The sequence below is a fragment of the Plantactinospora sp. A48 genome (genome assembly GCF_055793945.1).
Genome location: NZ_JBTIXF010000044.1, coordinates 1 through 17,306 on the forward strand (window position 1 = coordinate 1; position 17,306 = coordinate 17,306).

Here is a 17,306-nt window from a genome sequence, read left to right on the forward strand (position 1 = left end):
GGGGGGGGGGGGGGGGGGGGGGGGGGGGGGGGGGGGGGGGGGGGGGGGGGGGGGGGGGGGGGGGGGGGGGGGGGGGGGGGGGGGGGGGGGGGGGGGGGGGGGGGGGGGGGGGTGGTGTTGGCAGGAGGCCGGCCTCTGTGTTCGTTGGCTCTCGCCCCCCCCCCGCTGTCGTGCCTCACGCTCCCTCAGCAGGCTTTCACCTGCAGGACCTGGCCCCCTTCGCGTACGCCAGGCCGAAGCCGCCCGCCGACGAGTCCATGAAGATCACCTCGCGCCCCACGCCCGCCGTCGCGAACATCTGCGCGCCCGGGCTGCACGACGCCGGACCGACGTACGTCCCGGTGAGGTTGTACTGCTTGAGCTTCGGGTTGAGCGAGTTGTCCGGGTAGCCCCCGGTCTCGAGCCAGAGGTCCGCGGGGGCCTCCTCAGTGATCGTGAGGGTCGTGTCGGACAGTGTGAGGACGTCGGCGCGGATCGCCTGCGGCGAGTTCTCCTCGAAGAGCAGTTGGCTGGTGCCGGTGGCGAAGTCGAAGAGCCGCACGGAGTCGTTGAACGTCCCCTGGCTCCAGTGGCCGTCGACGTAGGTTCCGTAGTCACGGTTGATCACCCAGGCGACGCCGGTGCCGGACACCTGGGGGTAGCTCATCGTCTCGGCGCCCGGGTCACCGCCCGCGAAGGTCGTCTTCCCGGTCGCGACGTCGTACACCTCGACGCCCAGCGACCACCAGGTGCCGTTGGCGTCGGGCTTGCCGTAGTCCTCGTACCGGACGTAGGAGATCTTCCCGTCCTTGACGCTCGGCGCCGTCGCGTTCCCGAGCCAGTCGGGGTGCGCGAGGGTGTGAACGGTCCGCGAGCTGCCCCGCAGGTAGCGCACGACGTCGAGGTAGCCCTGCTCCGGGTCGTACTGGCTCCACGTGACGACGGTGCCGTCGAAGCCCAGGCCGTCGATCCGGTACGGCGAGCTGTACAGCTCCTCGACGCGCCCGCCGCGGACGGGCGCCGACAGAATGCGGTTGGTCTCCCAGGTCGGCGAGTCGGGATCCGCCTTGATCGAGAGCCAGACGACCCGCCTGCCGTCGGTGTGCGGGAAGCTGTGCGCGCTTCCGTCGTCCGGGGAGATCCGGTACGGCGCGACCCTGCCGTCGGTGCGGCCCACCCAGATCGACGGCGGCTGGGTGTGGTTCGCGTCCGACCGCGGCACCGTGAACCAGCCGCCGGCCATGCTCGCCGCCATGTCGACGTACATCCCGGTGTTGAGCCGGTCGACGAGAAGGTCGGTGTTCCTGCCGTACAGGTTCGCCTTCCACTTCGCGGTGATCCCCCGCGAGTCGAACGCCGCCCGGACCACCTTGAGGTCCTTCGGGTTCAGGCCGGTTGACTTGGCGGCGGCGAGCACCGCGTCGCGGGCGTCGACGAAGTCCGACATGGGGGTGAGGTAGTCGGTGAGCGCCCGGTAGACGATCTTGTCGGCGACCGGGCCGCCGAACGCCTGGCGCAGGTCCCACAGCGCCCCGGACACGATCGTCGAGTTGAGGTGTACGCCGCCGTCGTCCATCTGCGGCGTGTCCATGAGGTGCTGGAAGTCCGCCGTGGTGGCGCCGTCGTCGAGGTTGCGCAGGGCGCACCTGGTGGGCGCCAGGGTGCGGCAGAGGTCGCCGCCGATCAGGCTCGCCTCGGGGTCGGACATCGACGTGCCCGACGCGTCGAGGTCGATGGCGTTGCCGAAGTAGTCGGCGATCGCCTCGTTGAGCGCGCCCGGCTGGCCGGCGTAGACGAGGCTGGCGGAGTTCTCCACCACACCGTGCGTCATCTCGTGGCCCACGACGTCCGGGTCGGCGGCCAGCGGCAGGTACTCGTCGTCGCCGCTGCCGTACACCATGCGGGTGCCGTCCCAGTACGCGTTCACGAACGGGGAGCCGCCGTAGGTGATGCCGACGATCGAGTTGATCGGCATGCCGGCGTCGTCCAGGCTGTTGCGCCCGAGCTTCGCCTGGAACCATTCGAACACCTTCGCGGCGTCCCAGGCCGCGTCCACGGCACCGGCGTCGGTCAGGTCCGCGCCGAGCGTGCTCGACGGCGATGCGAACGGTCCCACGCCCTCGGGCAGTTGGCCGTCGAGCAGCTCGTAGTAGTCCCGGCCCCGCGCGTCCCAGGTGGTGATCGGCACCGTCCGGCCGTCGGGAAGGGTGTGGGTCTGGTCGATCATGAGGTAGGAACTCGCGTCGCCGGTCCGGACGAGCGGGACCGGCACGGTGACGCCGTGCAGGCTCCGGCCCTCGCCGACGACCGGCGTCGTGCCGTCGCCCGACCGGGACGGCTGCGTCCCGCGCCGCGGCGCGACGATGGTCCCGTCGCCGGCCAGGGCGGCGGCCTGCTGCGCGGTGGCGAAGGCCTTGATCCGGCTGACGCTGAGCAGCGTCACCCCGTTCGTCGCGCCCACGTACACGTCGCGGAGCACGGGCTGACCCGTGACGGCGTCCTTGCCCTTGACCAGCACGCGCCGCGCGAGCACGCCGGTGCCGGTCGGCATGACCACGAGGCCCTGGTCGGTGCCGCTGAGGTCGGCGTGGGCGGCGTCGGGCGGCGTGCCGGGCCGCGGGGCGCCGGCCACGACGGCCGCGCCGGGGTGCAGGCTCCTGCGCACGTCCTCGACCGCTCGGGAGGTCGCGACGTCCACGGGTATCGAGGTGCTGGTCGTGTCGACGTCGAGATCCGTGAAGTAGGCGCCCGACGTGCCGGTCACCACGCGCCTGCCGGCCTTCTTCTCCATCCGCACCACGTACTGCGCGCCGAACACGGGCAGGCCCTTGTACTTCTGGTTCAGCCGGACCGTCTCCTGCGTGTCCCGCGTGTCGACGCTCGCTGTGCTGAGCGTGCCGGCCGGGTCGGCGATCTTGTAGCGGTCCTTGTGGCCCGCGAGGTGTGCCTTGGCGGCCTTGTCCGGTGCGATCGTGGCCTCGACCGGGTCGGCCAGGTCGTCCACGAGCGTGGGGGTGTCCGTGGCGGGCGCCACGGTGACCGGAGCGGAAGCCTCCGCGGTGGTCGTCGTGCCAGTCGGTGACGGGGTCGCCGCGTTCGCGGCCTGGGCGGTGGTTCCGAGGAGGGCAGCCGTCGCCAGGATGGCGAGGGCAGGTGGTGCCTTGGGTCTGCGCATCTGTTGCTCCTGCAAAGTGGTCCAACGCCCGGCCGACTCCTTGCGGCAGGGGATTCGCTCACCCTCACCGCCGTGTCGCCACCGGCACAAGGACGACTTTGCGCATCTGCACAAGCGCGCACACCTCGACGGCGAGGGTGTTCACCGACGCCGTGGTCACGGAGATCCGCCACGGGCAGGTCGCGAACCGGCCCGTCCACGTCCTGGTCGGGATCAGCCTCGACGGGGTCAACACCTCGAGCCGCTCATCACCCCGCGGGGATAGGAGAAGTTGGGGGTGGGTCTCAGGTCAGGGCCACGGTCGCAATGGCCACGACGCCGACCACCAGGGCCCGGATGGACCAGGTGATCCGGGTGAATTTTCGGTACGCCACCAGGTGGGCCGCCCAGAGCTGTCCGGCTATGGCCCGTTCGAAGGTCTCGTTGTCGGTTGCCGCCTTCGTCCAGGCGTCGATGAAGGCTTCCCGGTCGTCGCCGTACCGACGGGCGACGTGGTCGTAGTAGTGCAGTGACCACGGGGTCGTGGCCTGCCGGTGTGGTGCCAGCGTGTAGAGCGCCAGTAGAGCGCTGAGTACGACGCAGACGCCGGCGATGAGCAGGACGCCCTTGGCCCACGGATCGTGCGCTGGCGGAAGTTGCCCGGTCAGGACCCCGGCGACCGCCAGGACGGCGGCCGCCTTCACATCGGCGAAGCGGATCATCTCGTTCGCTTGTTGCAAGGAGGCGTGTCCTGCCTCCCTCATGAGGCCTCCAGCTGTTCTGTCAGGTCTGATCGGTCGTACGAGGTGAAGATCTTCCCGAGTTGTCCGAGGAGATAGCGGCGTTGACCGTCGTCGAGTTTTCCGAGGAAGTCACCGATCAGCTTGGCTGTCAGCTGAAACTGGGACTCTCCGACATCACCGAATTTGGCGGCGATTCCGTCGAAGTCGATGTTCAGCATCGCGTTCAGTTGGTCGGGATGGTGGTAGAGCCAGTAGCTGCGGGCAACGTCGGGTCGTGAGTAGACGCTTTCTCGTAGGTAATTGGCCCGATCCAGCTCGGCCTGGTGCTTCAACCGTTCGATGGCGGTCTGCCGGTCAATCTCCAGGATGGTCTCGGCGGCGGCGCGGGCTTGCGGGGTGACGAGCAGCTGCACGTGGACGTCGTTGCCCATCCGGGTGTTGAGTTCGTTTTCGGCGTTGCCTGCCTGGGTGACGCAGTATCGGGCGGTCACCCGGTCGGCCCATTGGGTGATCTCCTGCCGTCTGGGCCAGAGTGTCGCCTGGCCGTTGCCGTGCTGCCAAAGCTGGAAGGTCGCGTTGAACGGGATGTGCGAGTGGCAGCTGCGCAGTTCGGCGAAGAAAGTGGTGCGTGTTGGTTGGGCCGGTTCTTCGGGCCTGGTCCACAGGTTGGAGAGGCGTCCGCGCCAGTTGTCGCTCATGGGGTCTCCAGCGGGTTTGCTCGGTGGAACCGCTCGTTGAGCCGGTCACGCAGGTCGCGAGCGGCCGGCGCCTCAGCGTCGCGCGCCAACGGTTGCCAGTCGTAGAGCAGGTCGGACATGCGGGCGAGCCGGCTGCTGGCGCCCTGGCCGGTCCCGCCGGCCCGGATCATCAGCTCGGTGAACAGATCCTCGTAGGCGGGTTCGGTTGCTGTCGTGTCCAGCCAGCGGAGGAGCGACTCGCGGAACTCGCTGCGTGGTCCTTCGCCCGTGAACACGAGGGTGAAGGCGGCTACCAGGTCGGTGCGCAGTTCCGGGTCGCCAGTCAGTTCGGTGAGGATGAGCCGGGCCCGGTCCGGGGTCTCGGAAATCGCCGCCAGGGCGCGCAGGCCCACGTCGTGGCGCTGGTCCTGCCCGGCCGCCCACTGGACGATCCGGCGCAGCGTGGCCGGTCGGTGCAGCGGTCGCTCCCAGAGCGATCGTACGGCCGCCACGACCTCGTCGGTGACGGCGTCAATGCCCCGCCCGGCCAAGTTGTTCAGCCGGGTAAACGCCACCTGAGGGTAGGTGTCCGCCAGCGGCCCACCGCAGACCGCGGCGACGGCGCAGAGCAGGGGCAGGCTTCCGGAGTGGACGGCCCATTGGTTGAGCCGACCGCGCATCGCCGGTCCGGCCTCGGGACTCATCGCCACCGCTGTCATCAGGTCGAGGACCAGCGGGCGCAGGGTCTGGTAACCCCACCACCGTTCGGTCAGGGTACGCACCTCGGGCGCGTCGGCCCCAGGAAGCGCGAGGGTCACGGCGAGCATGGCCGACGTCACCTGTCCTGCGACGCGGACATTCGGGGAACCACCGCGGCGCATCGGCAGGTCGGACGCCCAGCTCCAGAGTCGGGTGCGGAATGCCTTGGACTGGTCGCCGTGTACATAGCGCAGGATCGCGACGTCGTAGGACGGAAGGGTGAAGAAGATCCGGTGCTGGTCGTCGATCCGGGCGTTGACGGTCTTGGCTAGCTGGCGGATTCCGGGGGCGCCGATGCCGCCGCGTACATTCGCCGGTTCAGCCAGTTTTTCGGCGAGCTTCTCGGTGGCGTGCAGCACATTTGTGGCCTGTCCCCCCTGCAGGAAGGCCAGGGTGATGAGGAAGAGCCGGGTTCGGGCGTCCGCGTTGTTCTCGAACCAGGCGACCAGTTCATCGTCCCAGTTCTGATAGGCCTGGACCGCCTTGCGGGCGATCTCAGCCAGTGGCTCCCGGGGGTCTTCCGCTGCGGCTCTGATCCGGCGGGACAGTCTGGCGATCTGGGTCGGGGTGGCGTCTTGCAGCATCGCCGGCAGCGGCGGCGTCTGGAGCAGGGCGTCCACGTCCAGTCGAGGGCGCTGGTCGTCCAGGAGCCGACTGAGCAGTTCCGTGCGTACGGGGGTGGTGACCGTGAGGACGGTGAAGCCCGGAACGTCCTCGGGACTTTCGAGGCTCTTCCGATCGACCAGGACGACGAGGTACGAGTCCCGCTTCTCCACGGCTTCCCGATAGGCGATGAGCAGCTCCCGCAGTCGCCCGTTCCGGTTTCCCGGCGGCACCGTGAGCAGGTAGGCGCAGCGGCCGTACGACGACCATGGCACCTCGTCGACAGGTAGTAGCCGCTGTTCGTCGTCGTCGACCGGGATCTCCCGCCGGGGCGAGGGGATGGCGCCGAGCAGCCCGACCGCGGCGGTCCGGCGGCCGGTGCCGGGGTCGGCCACCAGCAGAATGTGCCGCTGCTCCCGCAGGATCCCGGCCGCCGTTTGCCTGGACAGCCCGCCCGGGCCGTAGGCACGCGCCACGAAGGTCTCGATCGTCTCCCGTACGAAGGTGTCGGAAAGCTCCCGGGCGGCCTGGTACCGCCCGAGCCAGTTGTGGACGGTCTGCACCATGCGGCCGACGTGCGCGGCGACCTGGCCGCTGTTCTCCTCGACGTACGGGCCGTCGCCCCCGTACGAGCCGTCGTCGATGTCATCGGCGTAGGACTCGTCGATGTCCGGGTCCACGGGCTCGATCGGGTCGGCAGTCACCGGCCACCGTCCTTGTGCATCGTCATGCTCTCGACCGTGGTGGCGACCATGCCGTCGTTGCGCTTCACCCGAGGGCCGGAGATCCGCGGCCGCGCCGACTTCTCCGCCCGCGGCGAGGACGACTGCGACTGCGATGGGGAGGAGGATGCCGGCGTGGCCGGCAGCACGCCGAGCAGGTTCCCGGAGACCACCGGAAGATGGAGCCACGCCTGCTGGTTGAACGCTTTACCGTCAACCACCGCCGTGACCGGAATGCACCGCTCGGGCCGCATCCCCGCGTAGCCGGCGGCGATGACGTCGGTGAAAACACGGTCGGAGAAGATGCAGGCCACGAATGTGACCTGCGGGCTGGCTCCGGCGAGGACGGCCTTCACCGGCGCGGAGTCGAGCAGGCGGTGGGTGTCGTTGCGGGCGTCTCCGTTGCCGGTCCAGTGCGGATTCTCCGGGTCCGCCGGCAGCGGCCCGACGTGCAGGCTCACCCGCAGCTGAAGGCGTGCCCGAGCCTGGCGGTTGTGCTCGGCGAGGCGTTCCTGGAGCAGGCGCGGGAACGGGTCGACCAGATAGGGCAGGACGTGCGTCGGGAGCCCGACGGCGAATCCGTCGCCGGTCGGGCCGAGGAACGCCGGGCGTTCCCACTCAGCCCGTAGACCGGCGCCGGTGAGGGCGTCGCCCGCGAGGTCGAGCAAATTCTTGCTGATCGTCTCGTGCGTGCTGCCAGGCTCGGCAGTGAAGCCCTTGGCGTCCACCGCCAGGATCGCCCGGTACGGCGGCAAGTCGATCGACTGTGCGAACGGGATGTGTTCCATGGGGGTCCTTTCTCCAGGACGGGACCCCCTCAGCGTCGACCGGGACCAGGTCGTTCTCTGCCCACTTCTGGGCGGAAACCCTGTGACCGGCCGCTCAGCGCCGCCGGGTTCATGACGACGACCTCGCGCCGTCCGGTGGCGACGATGCCGGCTTCACGCAGGGCGGTCAGCTCGGCGACGACCGCGTTGCGCGAGGCGCCGACCAGTTCGGCGAGTTCCGCCTGGGACAGCCGGATCGCGGGGCGCTCGGCGGTGCGTCGGCTCTCCCGGTCGAGCTGGATCAGCGCCCGGGCCAGCCGCTCCCGCACCGGCAGCACGGCCAACGCCGTACGCTGGGCGTCCGAGGTGCGCAGCCGGCCCACCGTGTAGGTGGCGAAACCTGCGGCGAACGCGGGGCGGGTCAGGAAACGCCGGAACTGCGGGCCGGTCAGCAGCCGGGTCACCGTGGTGGTGAGGGCAGTGACGGTGGCCGAGCGGGGTTGCAGGTCGACCGCGGCCAGATCGCCGACAACGTCGCCGGCAGCCCGCAACGTCAGAATCGCTCGGCTGCCGTCATTCTCCGATCGTACGATTTTGACGCAGCCAGCCACGACCACATGCACGTGCTGCGTGGTATCGCCCTGACGCAGGAGAACATCACGGGGTTCGAAGCGTACCCGGATTCCGGTGTGTCGCACCCGATACCACTCGTCCTGCGGGAGATGAGCGCCGAGCCCGGACTCTCCGCAGTCATGCATGCACAGAATCTATCGCCGACGGCACCGACTTCGACACACCTGGCGTCCTGATCGGAACGCATCCGACAGTCTGAACGATCCCGGCCGGTCGAGGTCGAGCTGACTCCGATTCGCCAGGCATGCCGACCCGGCCGTGGCGTGCTGGTGGGGCTCATCTGGTGGGCGGCTCGCGGCGCAGTTCGGCCAGGTCGTCGGTGGTGAGGTGCAGTCCGACGGCGGCGACGTTCTCGGCGAGGTGGTCGAGGGAGCTCGTACCCGGGATCGCGAGAGTGACCGGCGAGGCGGTGAGCAGCCAGGCCAGCGCGACCTGTGCGACGGTGGCATCGTGCCGGGCGGCGACGTTCGCGAGGATGGCCCGATCGGTCCGCGGCCGACCGCCGCCGAGCGGGAAGTAGGGCACGTACGCGATACCGTCCCGCTCGCACCGGGCGAGGACCGCGTCGTTCTGGTGCGCCGCGCTGTGCTGGTTCTGTACGGCGGCGACTGGGGCGATGGACAGTGCCTCACCGAGTTGGTCCGCGTTGACATGGCTGACGCCGAGGTGTCGGACCAGTCCTTCCTGACGAAGTTGTGCCAGTTCCGCGAACCGTTCGCCGATTGACTCGCCAGCGGGTTCACCCATGCCGTTCGTGCGTAGGTAAACCAGGTCAAGGTGGTCGCGGCCGAGCCGGCGCAGGTCCTGTTCGATGAGACGACGCTGGGCGGTCGCGGGATCGCCGTGCTCCAGCATCGCGCCGACCTTGGTGGCGATGACCAGATCGGCGGGGTACGGCGAGAGTGCCTGCCGGATCATGTCGTGCGCGTGGAGGGTGCCGGACCCGTACGAGGCTGCGGTGTCGATGTGGTTCACACCGATCTCGGTGGCGCGGCGCAGGATCGCGATGCCGTCCTCGGGCTCGCGGATTCGGCCGCCGAGAGCGAGCCGCATCGCGCCAAGACCGAGGCGGCGGACCCGAAGGTCACCGCCGAGGGAGAAGTCGTTCGTCATGACGAGCGACCATAGCAAGAATGTGCGCGCGCGCAAATTTGCGTGCACGCACTCTGTCTGCGATGCTGCACCCGATGACAGAGGAACCCGGCTTACGTGAACGGAAGAAGGCGGCGACCCGAGCGGCGATCAGCGCCGCCGCACTGCGCCTCGCGCTGGAACGCGGACCCGGCAACGTCCGCGTCGACGACATCGCCGAGGCCGCCGGTGTGTCGCCGAGAACCTACAACAACTACTTCTCCAGCCGGGAACAGGCGATCATCGCAGCGGTCACCGCCGAACGCGCGTCGCGGATCGTGGCGACCATCGCCGACCGGCCGGCTGAAGTCGGGCTCGCGGATGCCGTCATCGACGCCGTCGCCGGACAGTACGCCGATCCAGGCGACGACCAGCGGACGGCGATGTTGCTGATCACGTCCACGCCCGCGCTGCGCGCCTCCTACGTCGACACCACCGCCACGATCGAGCAACCACTGGCCGCCGCGATCGCCGAGCGGCGCCCGGACGTCGACCGGCAGACCGCCGAGGTGCTCGCCGCCGGTGTCATCGCAGCCACCCGGCTCGCGCTGCGGCGGTGGCTCGACTCGGTGAGCACGCCATCGTCGATGCACGGCTTCGTGATACCCACGGGATCGCTGCCGGATCTCGTACGGGCCACACTGGCGCCGCTCGCCCCCGCGCTCGACGCAGCCGGACACCGCCGATGACCGCCGCGCCACCGCACTTCCCGAGCAAACCGCCAAGAGCCTCATCGACACACGCCCGATAGCGCACCGACCTCCACCCGCCGATCAGCCAAGATCGGTCGGGTGCGCGCATCTGCCGGAAGCGTCACGTTGACGGTCGATCTTCACCAGCCTCGACCGGCCCCGTTCCGGTAATGCGGGTCGCTCCGATCCTGCCCACGGCGGCCCGTCCGCGTGCACCGGCACCACCGCATGCCAGAATGCCCATAAAGCAGGATCAGATCCGACAGAACGGGCGGGCCGATGACGACGAGCAGGGCCGCCGAGCTGGTGCGGGACCCCGAGGATCCGCAGCGGGCCACGTTCCTGGAACTCTTCTTCGACCTGGTGTTCGTCCTCGCGCTCGCCCAGCTCTCGCGCGGACTGGCCGAGGATCTCGGTTGGAGCGGTGCCTTCCGGACGCTGGTGCTGTTGGGTGCCATGTGGTGGGTCTGGTCCAGCACCGCCTGGCTGACCGACAGGACGGACCCGCAACGACCGGTGATCCAGACGCTGGTCATCGCCACCATGGTCGGCAGCCTGGTGATGGCGGCCGCGGTGCCCGAGGCGTTCGGTGACACGGGCCTGATCTTCGCGGGCGCCTACGTCGCCATCCAGCTCAGCCGCGGACTCGTTCTCGTGACCGCTCTGCGTGGCCACGAACTGCAGCGCACCGGCATGCGCGGGCTGTTCTGGTACGGCCTGTCGGCACTGCCGTGGATGACGGGGGCGTTCGTGCCCGGTACGGCGCGCGGCGCACTGTGGGCACTCGCGGTGGTTCTTGACCACACGGCCGGCAGGATCGGCTTTCCCACCCCACGGGCGGGTCGTACGCCCAGCCAGGACCTGGTGATCTCGGGCGAGCACCTGGCCGAACGCTACCGACAGTTCTTCATCATCGCGCTCGGTGAGCTGATCCTGGTCACCGGGCTGGCACTCAGCAGCAGCGGCTTCGCGCCGGACCGGGTCGCCGCGTTCGCCGTGTCGATCGCGACCACCGTGCTGCTGTGGCGGATCTACATCTACCGCGCCGGACAGGTCCTGGCGGAAGCCATCGCCGTGTCCGCCGACCCGGTCCGCCTCGCCGGATCGGCGTCATACGCCCATCTGGTCATGGTGGCCGGCGTGGTCGCTGCCGCCGTCGGCGACGAACTCGTCATCGCCCACCCACTCGGGCACACTCCACCAGCCTGGATCGCCGTCATCATCGGCGGACCTGCCCTGTACGTGGTCGGGCGCGCCCGCTTCGAGCACACGGTATTCGGCCGCGTGTCCCGATCCCGACCTGTCGGCGTCGTTGCGCTGGCCGCCCTGGCACCGGCGATGCTCCCCATGCCGCCGGTCGTGGTCGCCGCCGCTGCCGCCCTCGTCCTGATCGGGATCGCCATATCCGACGCAACCCGGGCCCACAACCGCCCATCCGAGCCGCCGTCACCACTCGGCCAGCCGGGAGTGTCACCCACGTCTTGATTCGCCGCGTCAGCAACCAGTTCCGGCTCGGTCCGGGCGCCGTCACTGTCGCGGCCCGTCCGGCGGTCAGGAAGCCCGGGCCTCCGCCACGTGCGTCCGCTCGGCCTCGGCAAGGCACCGATCACGCCATGACCTCAGCTCCGGGACGTCGGCGTCGTCGAGTTCCAGCGCCGCGTCGAAGTCGACGATCGCGCGCTGCGGCGCACCGGCGGCGTGGTGGGCGATGCCCCGGTTCAACAGGAGATCCGGGTCGGGGCCTACCTCCTCCAGCGCCCGATCCAGCAGCGGAATCGCCTTGGTCGGCTCGTCCAACTTGTATCGCACGACGGCCAGGTTCACCAGTGCGGCAGGGTAGGCCGGATCGCTCTTCAGCGCGTCCTCCAGCAGCCGGGCGGCTGTGGTGTACGCGGACCGCTGCATGGCGATGCTGCCGGACATGCACAACAGCCTCGGCTCGTCCGGGTGCAGTGTCAGGCCCGAGTCCGCATCGGCTTGAGCTTCTTCCAACCGGTCCTGGGCAAGCAGGATCTCGGCCCGGACGAGCCTGCTGTCGGTGTCCGTCGGTTCCATGTCCAGGACGTAGTTCAGGTCGGCGAGCGCCCCGTCGACATCGTCCAGTGCCAGCCGGGCCGTCGCCCGGTTGTAGTACAACTCGGGGTACGGCGGTGCCAGCTGGACGGCACGGTCGTAGTCGGCCAGCGCCGCGTGCAGGTCTCCGAGCTTGCGGGAGATCTTTGCCCGTTCCGACAGGTAGTCCGTGTAGTACGGGTCCTGCTCGATGAGGATGGTGAAGTCCGCGTACGCCTCCTGCCACTTGCCGAGCGCGGCGTTCAGCCGGGCCCGGTTGTACCGGAGCTGTGAGCGGTGCAGGACCCACTCGCCCGTGCCGAGCGCCGCGTCCAGCCGACTGATCCCCCCTTCGACGAGCTCGAGCGCCTGCTCAAGGTTGCCGCGATGCATCTCGATCAGCGCCAGTGCGTTGGCCTGGAAGACGCTGTACGTCAGCCGGTCGGCGGGGTCAGGGAGCAGATTGGCGATGGCGACCGCGTTGTTCTGCCAGGACAACGCGGTCGCGTGGTCGCGTGGTCGCAGGAAGCGCGTGTACATCATGGCCATCGCGTAGCTGCTGGTCATGTGCAGTTTGGGGTTCGCGTACAGCCGGCGAAGCTCCAGGTAGAGCTGCATCGACTCATCGAGTCGACCCAGCGGCACGAGGGCCGCCGCGAGGTGGTTGGTGAACTCGATGTAGTCCTGCTCGTCGAGTTGCGGATCCAGCAGTGCGCGGCCACGGAAGCCGAGGTCGACGATCGTGTCGGAGACACCGATCCGTACGCACCAGCGCTGGGCCTCCCGTAACGCGGCCCGCCCCGCCCCACCGGGGTCGCTGCCGTGCTCCCGGTGGTAGGTGATCGCGCCCACCCGGACCCCCCACGTGGCGTCCGACGTGAGCCGGTCGGCCCGCTGGTCGTGCAGGCGGGCCCGATCGGCGGCGGAAAGGCCCGCGTAGGCTTCCCGCTCGGCCGGGTCGTCGCTCGTGCCGTCACCCTCCACGAAGCTTCGGGCCAGCTCCTCACCTGGACGGGGCACCGAGGTCGCCGAGGCGGCCGGGGCAGTCAGCCGGGTCGCGTGAGTCGCCAGGGCAGCCCGCAGCTCGGCCGGCGGCGTGGTGTCTTCGGCCATCCCGACGGCTATCGGCCACAGCTCGGCCGGTACCCGCCGCAGCAGCAGCGCCAGAAACTCCAGGGTCGTGGCGGCCGCCGCGTGTACCTCGTCGAACACCAGCGGCGGCAGGCGTAGGCCGGCGTCGCTACTGCGTACCGCGTACGTCCGCAGGAAGGTGACGATCCCCTGACTCATGCAGCGGACCATGCTGGCCCCGTAGAACCGGGTGCGCTCCTTGAAGGACGCCTCGTCGGCGAGGGTACGCGGGGATGGGCCGATCAGCTCGGCCAACTCCGGCATGCCGTAGAGGAGTTCCACCCGGTGCTGCTCCACCAGCTCGGGCCAGTGCCGCATCGCCTCCGGCAGCACGGCGCTCAGCACCGTGTCGATCCCCGTGTAGGGTCCGCGGCGCTGCCGATGGCATCGGGCCACCAGGACGGCCTCGGCCTGGCCGGCGATCATCGCCAGGCGGTCGACCGCACGCTCGCCGATGATGAGCTGATGGGTGGACATGTCACATCACTCCCTCGGTCAGACGGCCCGACGCGGTGCGCTCCCGGCGCTCCCGGCGTTTGCGCAGCGACAGCCGGATCAGCAGGAACACGTTCACGGCGTTGAAGGACAGTGAGACCACCGCGTCCCAGAATGCCTGGTCGGCCACGCCGGTCAGCAGGCCGTGCCAGGCGATGGAGAAGTACCGGAGCACGACCGGAAGCGAGCCGAAGACCATGATCAGCACCATCACGCAGATGCCCACGACCGCGAAGGGACCGTAGAAGGCGCCCACCCTGCGGTCATGCGGGGTCCACTGCTCCTCATCGCGGATCCGCGCCGTGCGGCCGAGCAGCCGCCAGAGCCGGTTGCGAAGGAGCGTCATGCTCGCGTCGTGCAGGTCGTGGCAGTTGAGGGCGGTCGCGAAGACGTAATACAGGTCGGTCTGCAGATAGAACTGGAACTGCCAGGCGATCCGCATCACCACGGTGAAGGCGAGCGCGAGACAGATGCGTCCGACCAGGGTGAAGCCTCCGTCGGCGTCGCGGGTGGCCTGGGCGATGAAGCCGGCGATCGACAGCACCACGACATCGCAGATCATGCCGGCCAGGAACGGCAGGTAGCGTCTGGCGCGGGGCACGCTGAACAACGAGTTGAGCTTGGTCTCCACCACGATGTAGTTCAACCGGTTGCTCATCCGGATGCTGCTCTTCAGCCCGAGTCGGGCTGCGCTGAGCAGGTGAAACATCTCGTGCGCGAAAATCAGCGGGGTCTGTCCGACAAGGATCGTCAGCTGCACGACGACCAGCGAGTCGACGAAGAAGATGTGCCGGGGCGCCGGTCGTATTTCGGGGTGGCCAATGAGCAACCAGAGCCAACCCGCGAAAATCAGCCCATAGCTGGCGAGTGCCGGACGCGAGAGCAGGATGCGGCCGGCTGTCCGTAGCACGACACTGGGTGGACCGGTCGGAGCGGCGTCGGGAGCCGCCCCGTCCGTGCGGACGAAACCGAGTTCACGGAGTGACTCGACAAAGTCCTCCAGGTCCACCGGTTCACCGAAGCGCTCCTGGTACCACAGGGCTGCACTATTGGTGCTCATTCCCTCGGACAGTCTGCGCAGCAGTTCTGCGCCATCCGCCGGCAGTACGATGTACTCGCCGACGTCCGGACGCCCAACAACCACCTCGTCGCCCTCGGGCACAAAGCTCAGCTCGTGAAGGGACAGCACCTCGCCCACAACATCCTCCGCACGCGTTGCCAACAGTTGCCGGGGAACCGCCTCGATTGCTCGGCGACGGTCCCCCGGCGTTAATCAGTCGGAACCTCAGGAGATGTGGTACGGGCAGTCGCAGGGGGCGGTGGTCAGACGCACGTCGCCAGTCCGCCGGATGGTGATTTTCTTGAGCACCTTCGTTTCCTTCATGGTGCATCCCTTCAGTCGTGTTCAAGAATCCGTGGCCAGTGGATCCAGGTTGACAACCTGCATACATAGTTGCCTGTGGCAAGCTTCCTGTCAATGGGTGTACGGGCGCACCGGATCCGGAGACCGGGAAGAGATTATGCAGGCCGAAGGATGCCGTCGAGAAAGATGAGCGGGCGATCTGTTCCCTGGCTGACCAGAATCACTTCGCCAAAGATCATCCAGTGATCACCGACCGGGAGGAAGCGGACGAGATTGCAGGTCAGGGTCGCCGAAGCGCCATCAAGCACCGGCAGCCCGGTCTCGTTCGGATGCCAATCCACGTTATGGAACCGTGCGACCGAGGGCTGGGCGAATCGTCTGGCGATGGCCCCTTGCGACTCCGCGAGGATATTGACCGCGAATTGTGACGCATGCTGAAACGCATCGAGGCTCGACGACCGTGATCCAAGGCACCACAGAACGATTGGTGGATCGAGTGAGACGGAGGTGAACGAGTTGACTGTCAGGCCGATCGGGGAGTCGTCTGCGGCTCGGGTTGTTACGACGGTTACGCCGGTCGCGAACCTGCCGAGTACCCGCCGTAGGACGAGGGAATCAAAATCGTCTGACTCTGGGTCCTCGGGCCGCACGCGTCGTCGGCCACCACCCGCTCCTTTCATGCCAGGACTGCCCGTATCTGCCAGCGGACTAAGCATTGGTTGAAAGGGCCGGTGGGCACGTCACAAGACTACGTCCACGGTTACCCCATTTCAAAACTTCCATGTTTCAAATGACGCCAGAAATTTCCTTAGGGGGAGGAATGGGGCGGGTGACTGGTCAGGCATCAGGGTTTTCGCAAGGTTGAGATATGACCGGGTAGTCGGTTGCGGGGTAGTCACGCCGGTTCTGGTGGATAGATGAATGAACGCGGCACCTCTGACGATTATGTGCAGGCCCCGGCCGGCCCCGATGCCCGGACACCGACGGGTGCCGTTTCAGGCAGGCCCTGAACCCGACACGAGGTCGTCGCCGTCCGGTCCCGGGTCGGCAAGTCTTTACGGGGCTCCACTGCCCCAGTGACGTATCCCCTTCCCCCTAAGCTTCCTAGGATATTTTCTGGGTACGTCGGCCACGTTCACTCTCCCGGCAGGCATCGGACACCATCAGCCCTCGCGGGGCCCCAGGTTCCGACACACTCTTGCGGCCGAGGGTCGCGGTGGAGTCAGTCGCCGTCCATCCCGACCTGACACTCAGCCGTCAGTGGTTTCCCGGGTGGATCCGCGGTCGGGTGGCCGGGTCGTCGGAACGGGCGTCTGCGGCGGGCCGGTGAGGCGCGGACGGACCTTGTCGGCCACCCGGCGGAGGATGTCCTGCGGGTCGTAGCCGAGACTGGCCACCGCGACCAGCGCGGTGAAAGCGACATCGCCGAGTTCGTCGGCCACGTCCTGCCGGCTGTGGCTGACCCCTTTACGGGGGTTCTGACCCAGGGTGCCGATCCACGCCGCCGCGGCCTCGCCCGCCTCCTCGACAATCTTGAGGATCCGCAGGCCGAGCTCCGGCTCGGCATCACCATTGTGCTGGTCCAGCCACGCCCGGGACGCGGCGATGGTTTCCCAGATCACGGTGTCCGGCACGCCGCGCCCGCTCGCGTCGGCGGCGCCGCCGCCGGATGCACTCGTCACGAACATCTCCCCTGCATAGACGACCTGGTCGCCGGGCGCGGTCGATTCACGTTCCTGAAAGCGGCCTCGGCACACCAGCGGGCGCTGCGTCAACGCCACGGCCCCGGTGAGGCCACAGCCGTGCAGGATCCTGGACCCGGCCGTGCTCGACGCCACAAGCCTCCTCGCGTCGAGTACTGGGCCAGTACGCAGGCTCTCTTGCCGGTACGCGGCGCCGCCGCCAGCGCACCGCGGACGGGCGGACGGGCGGACGGGCGGACGGGCGGACATGATGAGCGCGGGCGCGACTGTCGCAACGTCCACCGATGAACCGTCGGATCAGATTCGACGGTTGCCAATCCGTTCCCTGGAGTCGTAGTCCAGCCGGGCCTGCTCGACCGCGGCCAGGTTGACCGACCAGTGCGCGAGTGATGCGAACAGCGGCGCCAGGCTGCGTCCCAGGTCGCTGATCTCGTACTCCACTCGGGGCGGGACCTCGGGGTGGTACGTACGCACGACGAGCCCGTCGCGTTCCAGTTGCCGGAGCCGTTGGGTCAGCACCTTGGGTGTGATGGTGGCGATGCGGCGCTCCAGCTCCACGAACCGATGCCGCCCGTACTCATTGAGCGCCCAGAGAATCGGGGTGGTCCAGCGACTGAAGACGATGTCGACCACCGGGGCGATCGGACACGCCTGCTCCGGGGTGACATCGACACGAGCCGCCGGAACTGTGCTGTCGGTCAC

14 protein-coding genes are annotated in these 17,306 nt (G+C 68.7%); 2 read left to right on the top strand and 12 right to left on the bottom strand.

The annotated features are described in order from the left end of the window. Positions 1-196: 196 nt before the first annotated feature. From ACXN5W_RS20920 to ACXN5W_RS20950, 7 genes are all read right to left on the bottom strand, one after another. The gene (locus ACXN5W_RS20920; protein ID WP_473160029.1) at positions 197-3,154 is read right to left on the bottom strand and encodes a M4 family metallopeptidase; all 2,958 of its coding nucleotides are present in this window, start codon (positions 3,152-3,154) and stop codon (positions 197-199) included. Positions 3,155-3,438: 284 nt separating this feature from the next. Continuing rightward, positions 3,439-3,897: a Pycsar system effector family protein gene (locus tag ACXN5W_RS20925; protein WP_473160030.1), complete on the bottom strand. Its 459-nt coding sequence runs from the start codon at positions 3,895-3,897 to the stop codon at positions 3,439-3,441. Further along, positions 3,894-4,574: a hypothetical protein gene (locus tag ACXN5W_RS20930; RefSeq protein WP_473160031.1), complete on the bottom strand. Its 681-nt coding sequence runs from the start codon at positions 4,572-4,574 to the stop codon at positions 3,894-3,896. The genes ACXN5W_RS20925 and ACXN5W_RS20930 overlap by 4 nt, the downstream gene beginning before the upstream one ends. Then, positions 4,571-6,619: a hypothetical protein gene (locus ACXN5W_RS20935; protein ID WP_473160032.1), complete on the bottom strand. Its 2,049-nt coding sequence runs from the start codon at positions 6,617-6,619 to the stop codon at positions 4,571-4,573. Before ACXN5W_RS20935 ends, ACXN5W_RS20930 begins: the two co-directional genes overlap by 4 nt. After that, positions 6,616-7,425: a hypothetical protein gene (locus ACXN5W_RS20940; protein WP_473160033.1), complete on the bottom strand. Its 810-nt coding sequence runs from the start codon at positions 7,423-7,425 to the stop codon at positions 6,616-6,618. Before ACXN5W_RS20940 ends, ACXN5W_RS20935 begins: the two co-directional genes overlap by 4 nt. A 29-nt stretch (positions 7,426-7,454) precedes the next feature. Then, on the bottom strand, positions 7,455-8,162 hold the full coding sequence (locus tag ACXN5W_RS20945) for a Crp/Fnr family transcriptional regulator (protein WP_473160034.1): 708 nt from the start codon (positions 8,160-8,162) through the stop codon (positions 7,455-7,457). 151 nt (positions 8,163-8,313) lie between these two features. After that, on the bottom strand, positions 8,314-9,150 hold the full coding sequence (locus tag ACXN5W_RS20950) for an aldo/keto reductase (RefSeq protein ID WP_473160035.1): 837 nt from the start codon (positions 9,148-9,150) through the stop codon (positions 8,314-8,316). Positions 9,151-9,224: 74 nt separating this feature from the next. On the opposite strand from ACXN5W_RS20950, the gene ACXN5W_RS20955 reads away from it, so the two are divergent. Both ACXN5W_RS20955 and ACXN5W_RS20960 read left to right on the top strand, forming a co-directional pair. Continuing rightward, positions 9,225-9,857: a TetR/AcrR family transcriptional regulator gene (locus ACXN5W_RS20955; protein ID WP_473160036.1), complete on the top strand. Its 633-nt coding sequence runs from the start codon at positions 9,225-9,227 to the stop codon at positions 9,855-9,857. Between the two features lie 282 nt (positions 9,858-10,139). Next, a complete protein-coding gene (locus ACXN5W_RS20960; protein WP_473160037.1) occupies positions 10,140-11,345 on the top strand; it encodes a low temperature requirement protein A in 1,206 nt (401 codons plus the stop codon). A 66-nt stretch (positions 11,346-11,411) separates the two neighbouring features. Here the strand turns inward: ACXN5W_RS20960 and ACXN5W_RS20965 are convergent, their stop codons facing one another. From ACXN5W_RS20965 to ACXN5W_RS20985, 5 genes are all read right to left on the bottom strand, one after another. Next, positions 11,412-13,520: a tetratricopeptide repeat protein gene (locus ACXN5W_RS20965; RefSeq protein ID WP_473160038.1), complete on the bottom strand. Its 2,109-nt coding sequence runs from the start codon at positions 13,518-13,520 to the stop codon at positions 11,412-11,414. A 1-nt stretch (position 13,521) separates the two neighbouring features. Continuing rightward, positions 13,522-14,736 (bottom strand): PqqD family protein, encoded by a 1,215-nt coding sequence (locus tag ACXN5W_RS20970; protein ID WP_473160039.1) that lies wholly within the window; start codon positions 14,734-14,736, stop codon positions 13,522-13,524. A 320-nt stretch (positions 14,737-15,056) separates the two neighbouring features. Then, positions 15,057-15,617: a flavin reductase family protein gene (locus ACXN5W_RS20975; RefSeq protein ID WP_473160040.1), complete on the bottom strand. Its 561-nt coding sequence runs from the start codon at positions 15,615-15,617 to the stop codon at positions 15,057-15,059. A gap of 534 nt (positions 15,618-16,151) precedes the next feature. Then, positions 16,152-16,739: a MazG-like family protein gene (locus ACXN5W_RS20980; RefSeq protein ID WP_473160041.1), complete on the bottom strand. Its 588-nt coding sequence runs from the start codon at positions 16,737-16,739 to the stop codon at positions 16,152-16,154. 162 nt (positions 16,740-16,901) lie between these two features. Next, on the bottom strand, positions 16,902-17,306 hold the full coding sequence (locus ACXN5W_RS20985; protein ID WP_473160042.1) for a winged helix-turn-helix transcriptional regulator: 405 nt from the start codon (positions 17,304-17,306) through the stop codon (positions 16,902-16,904).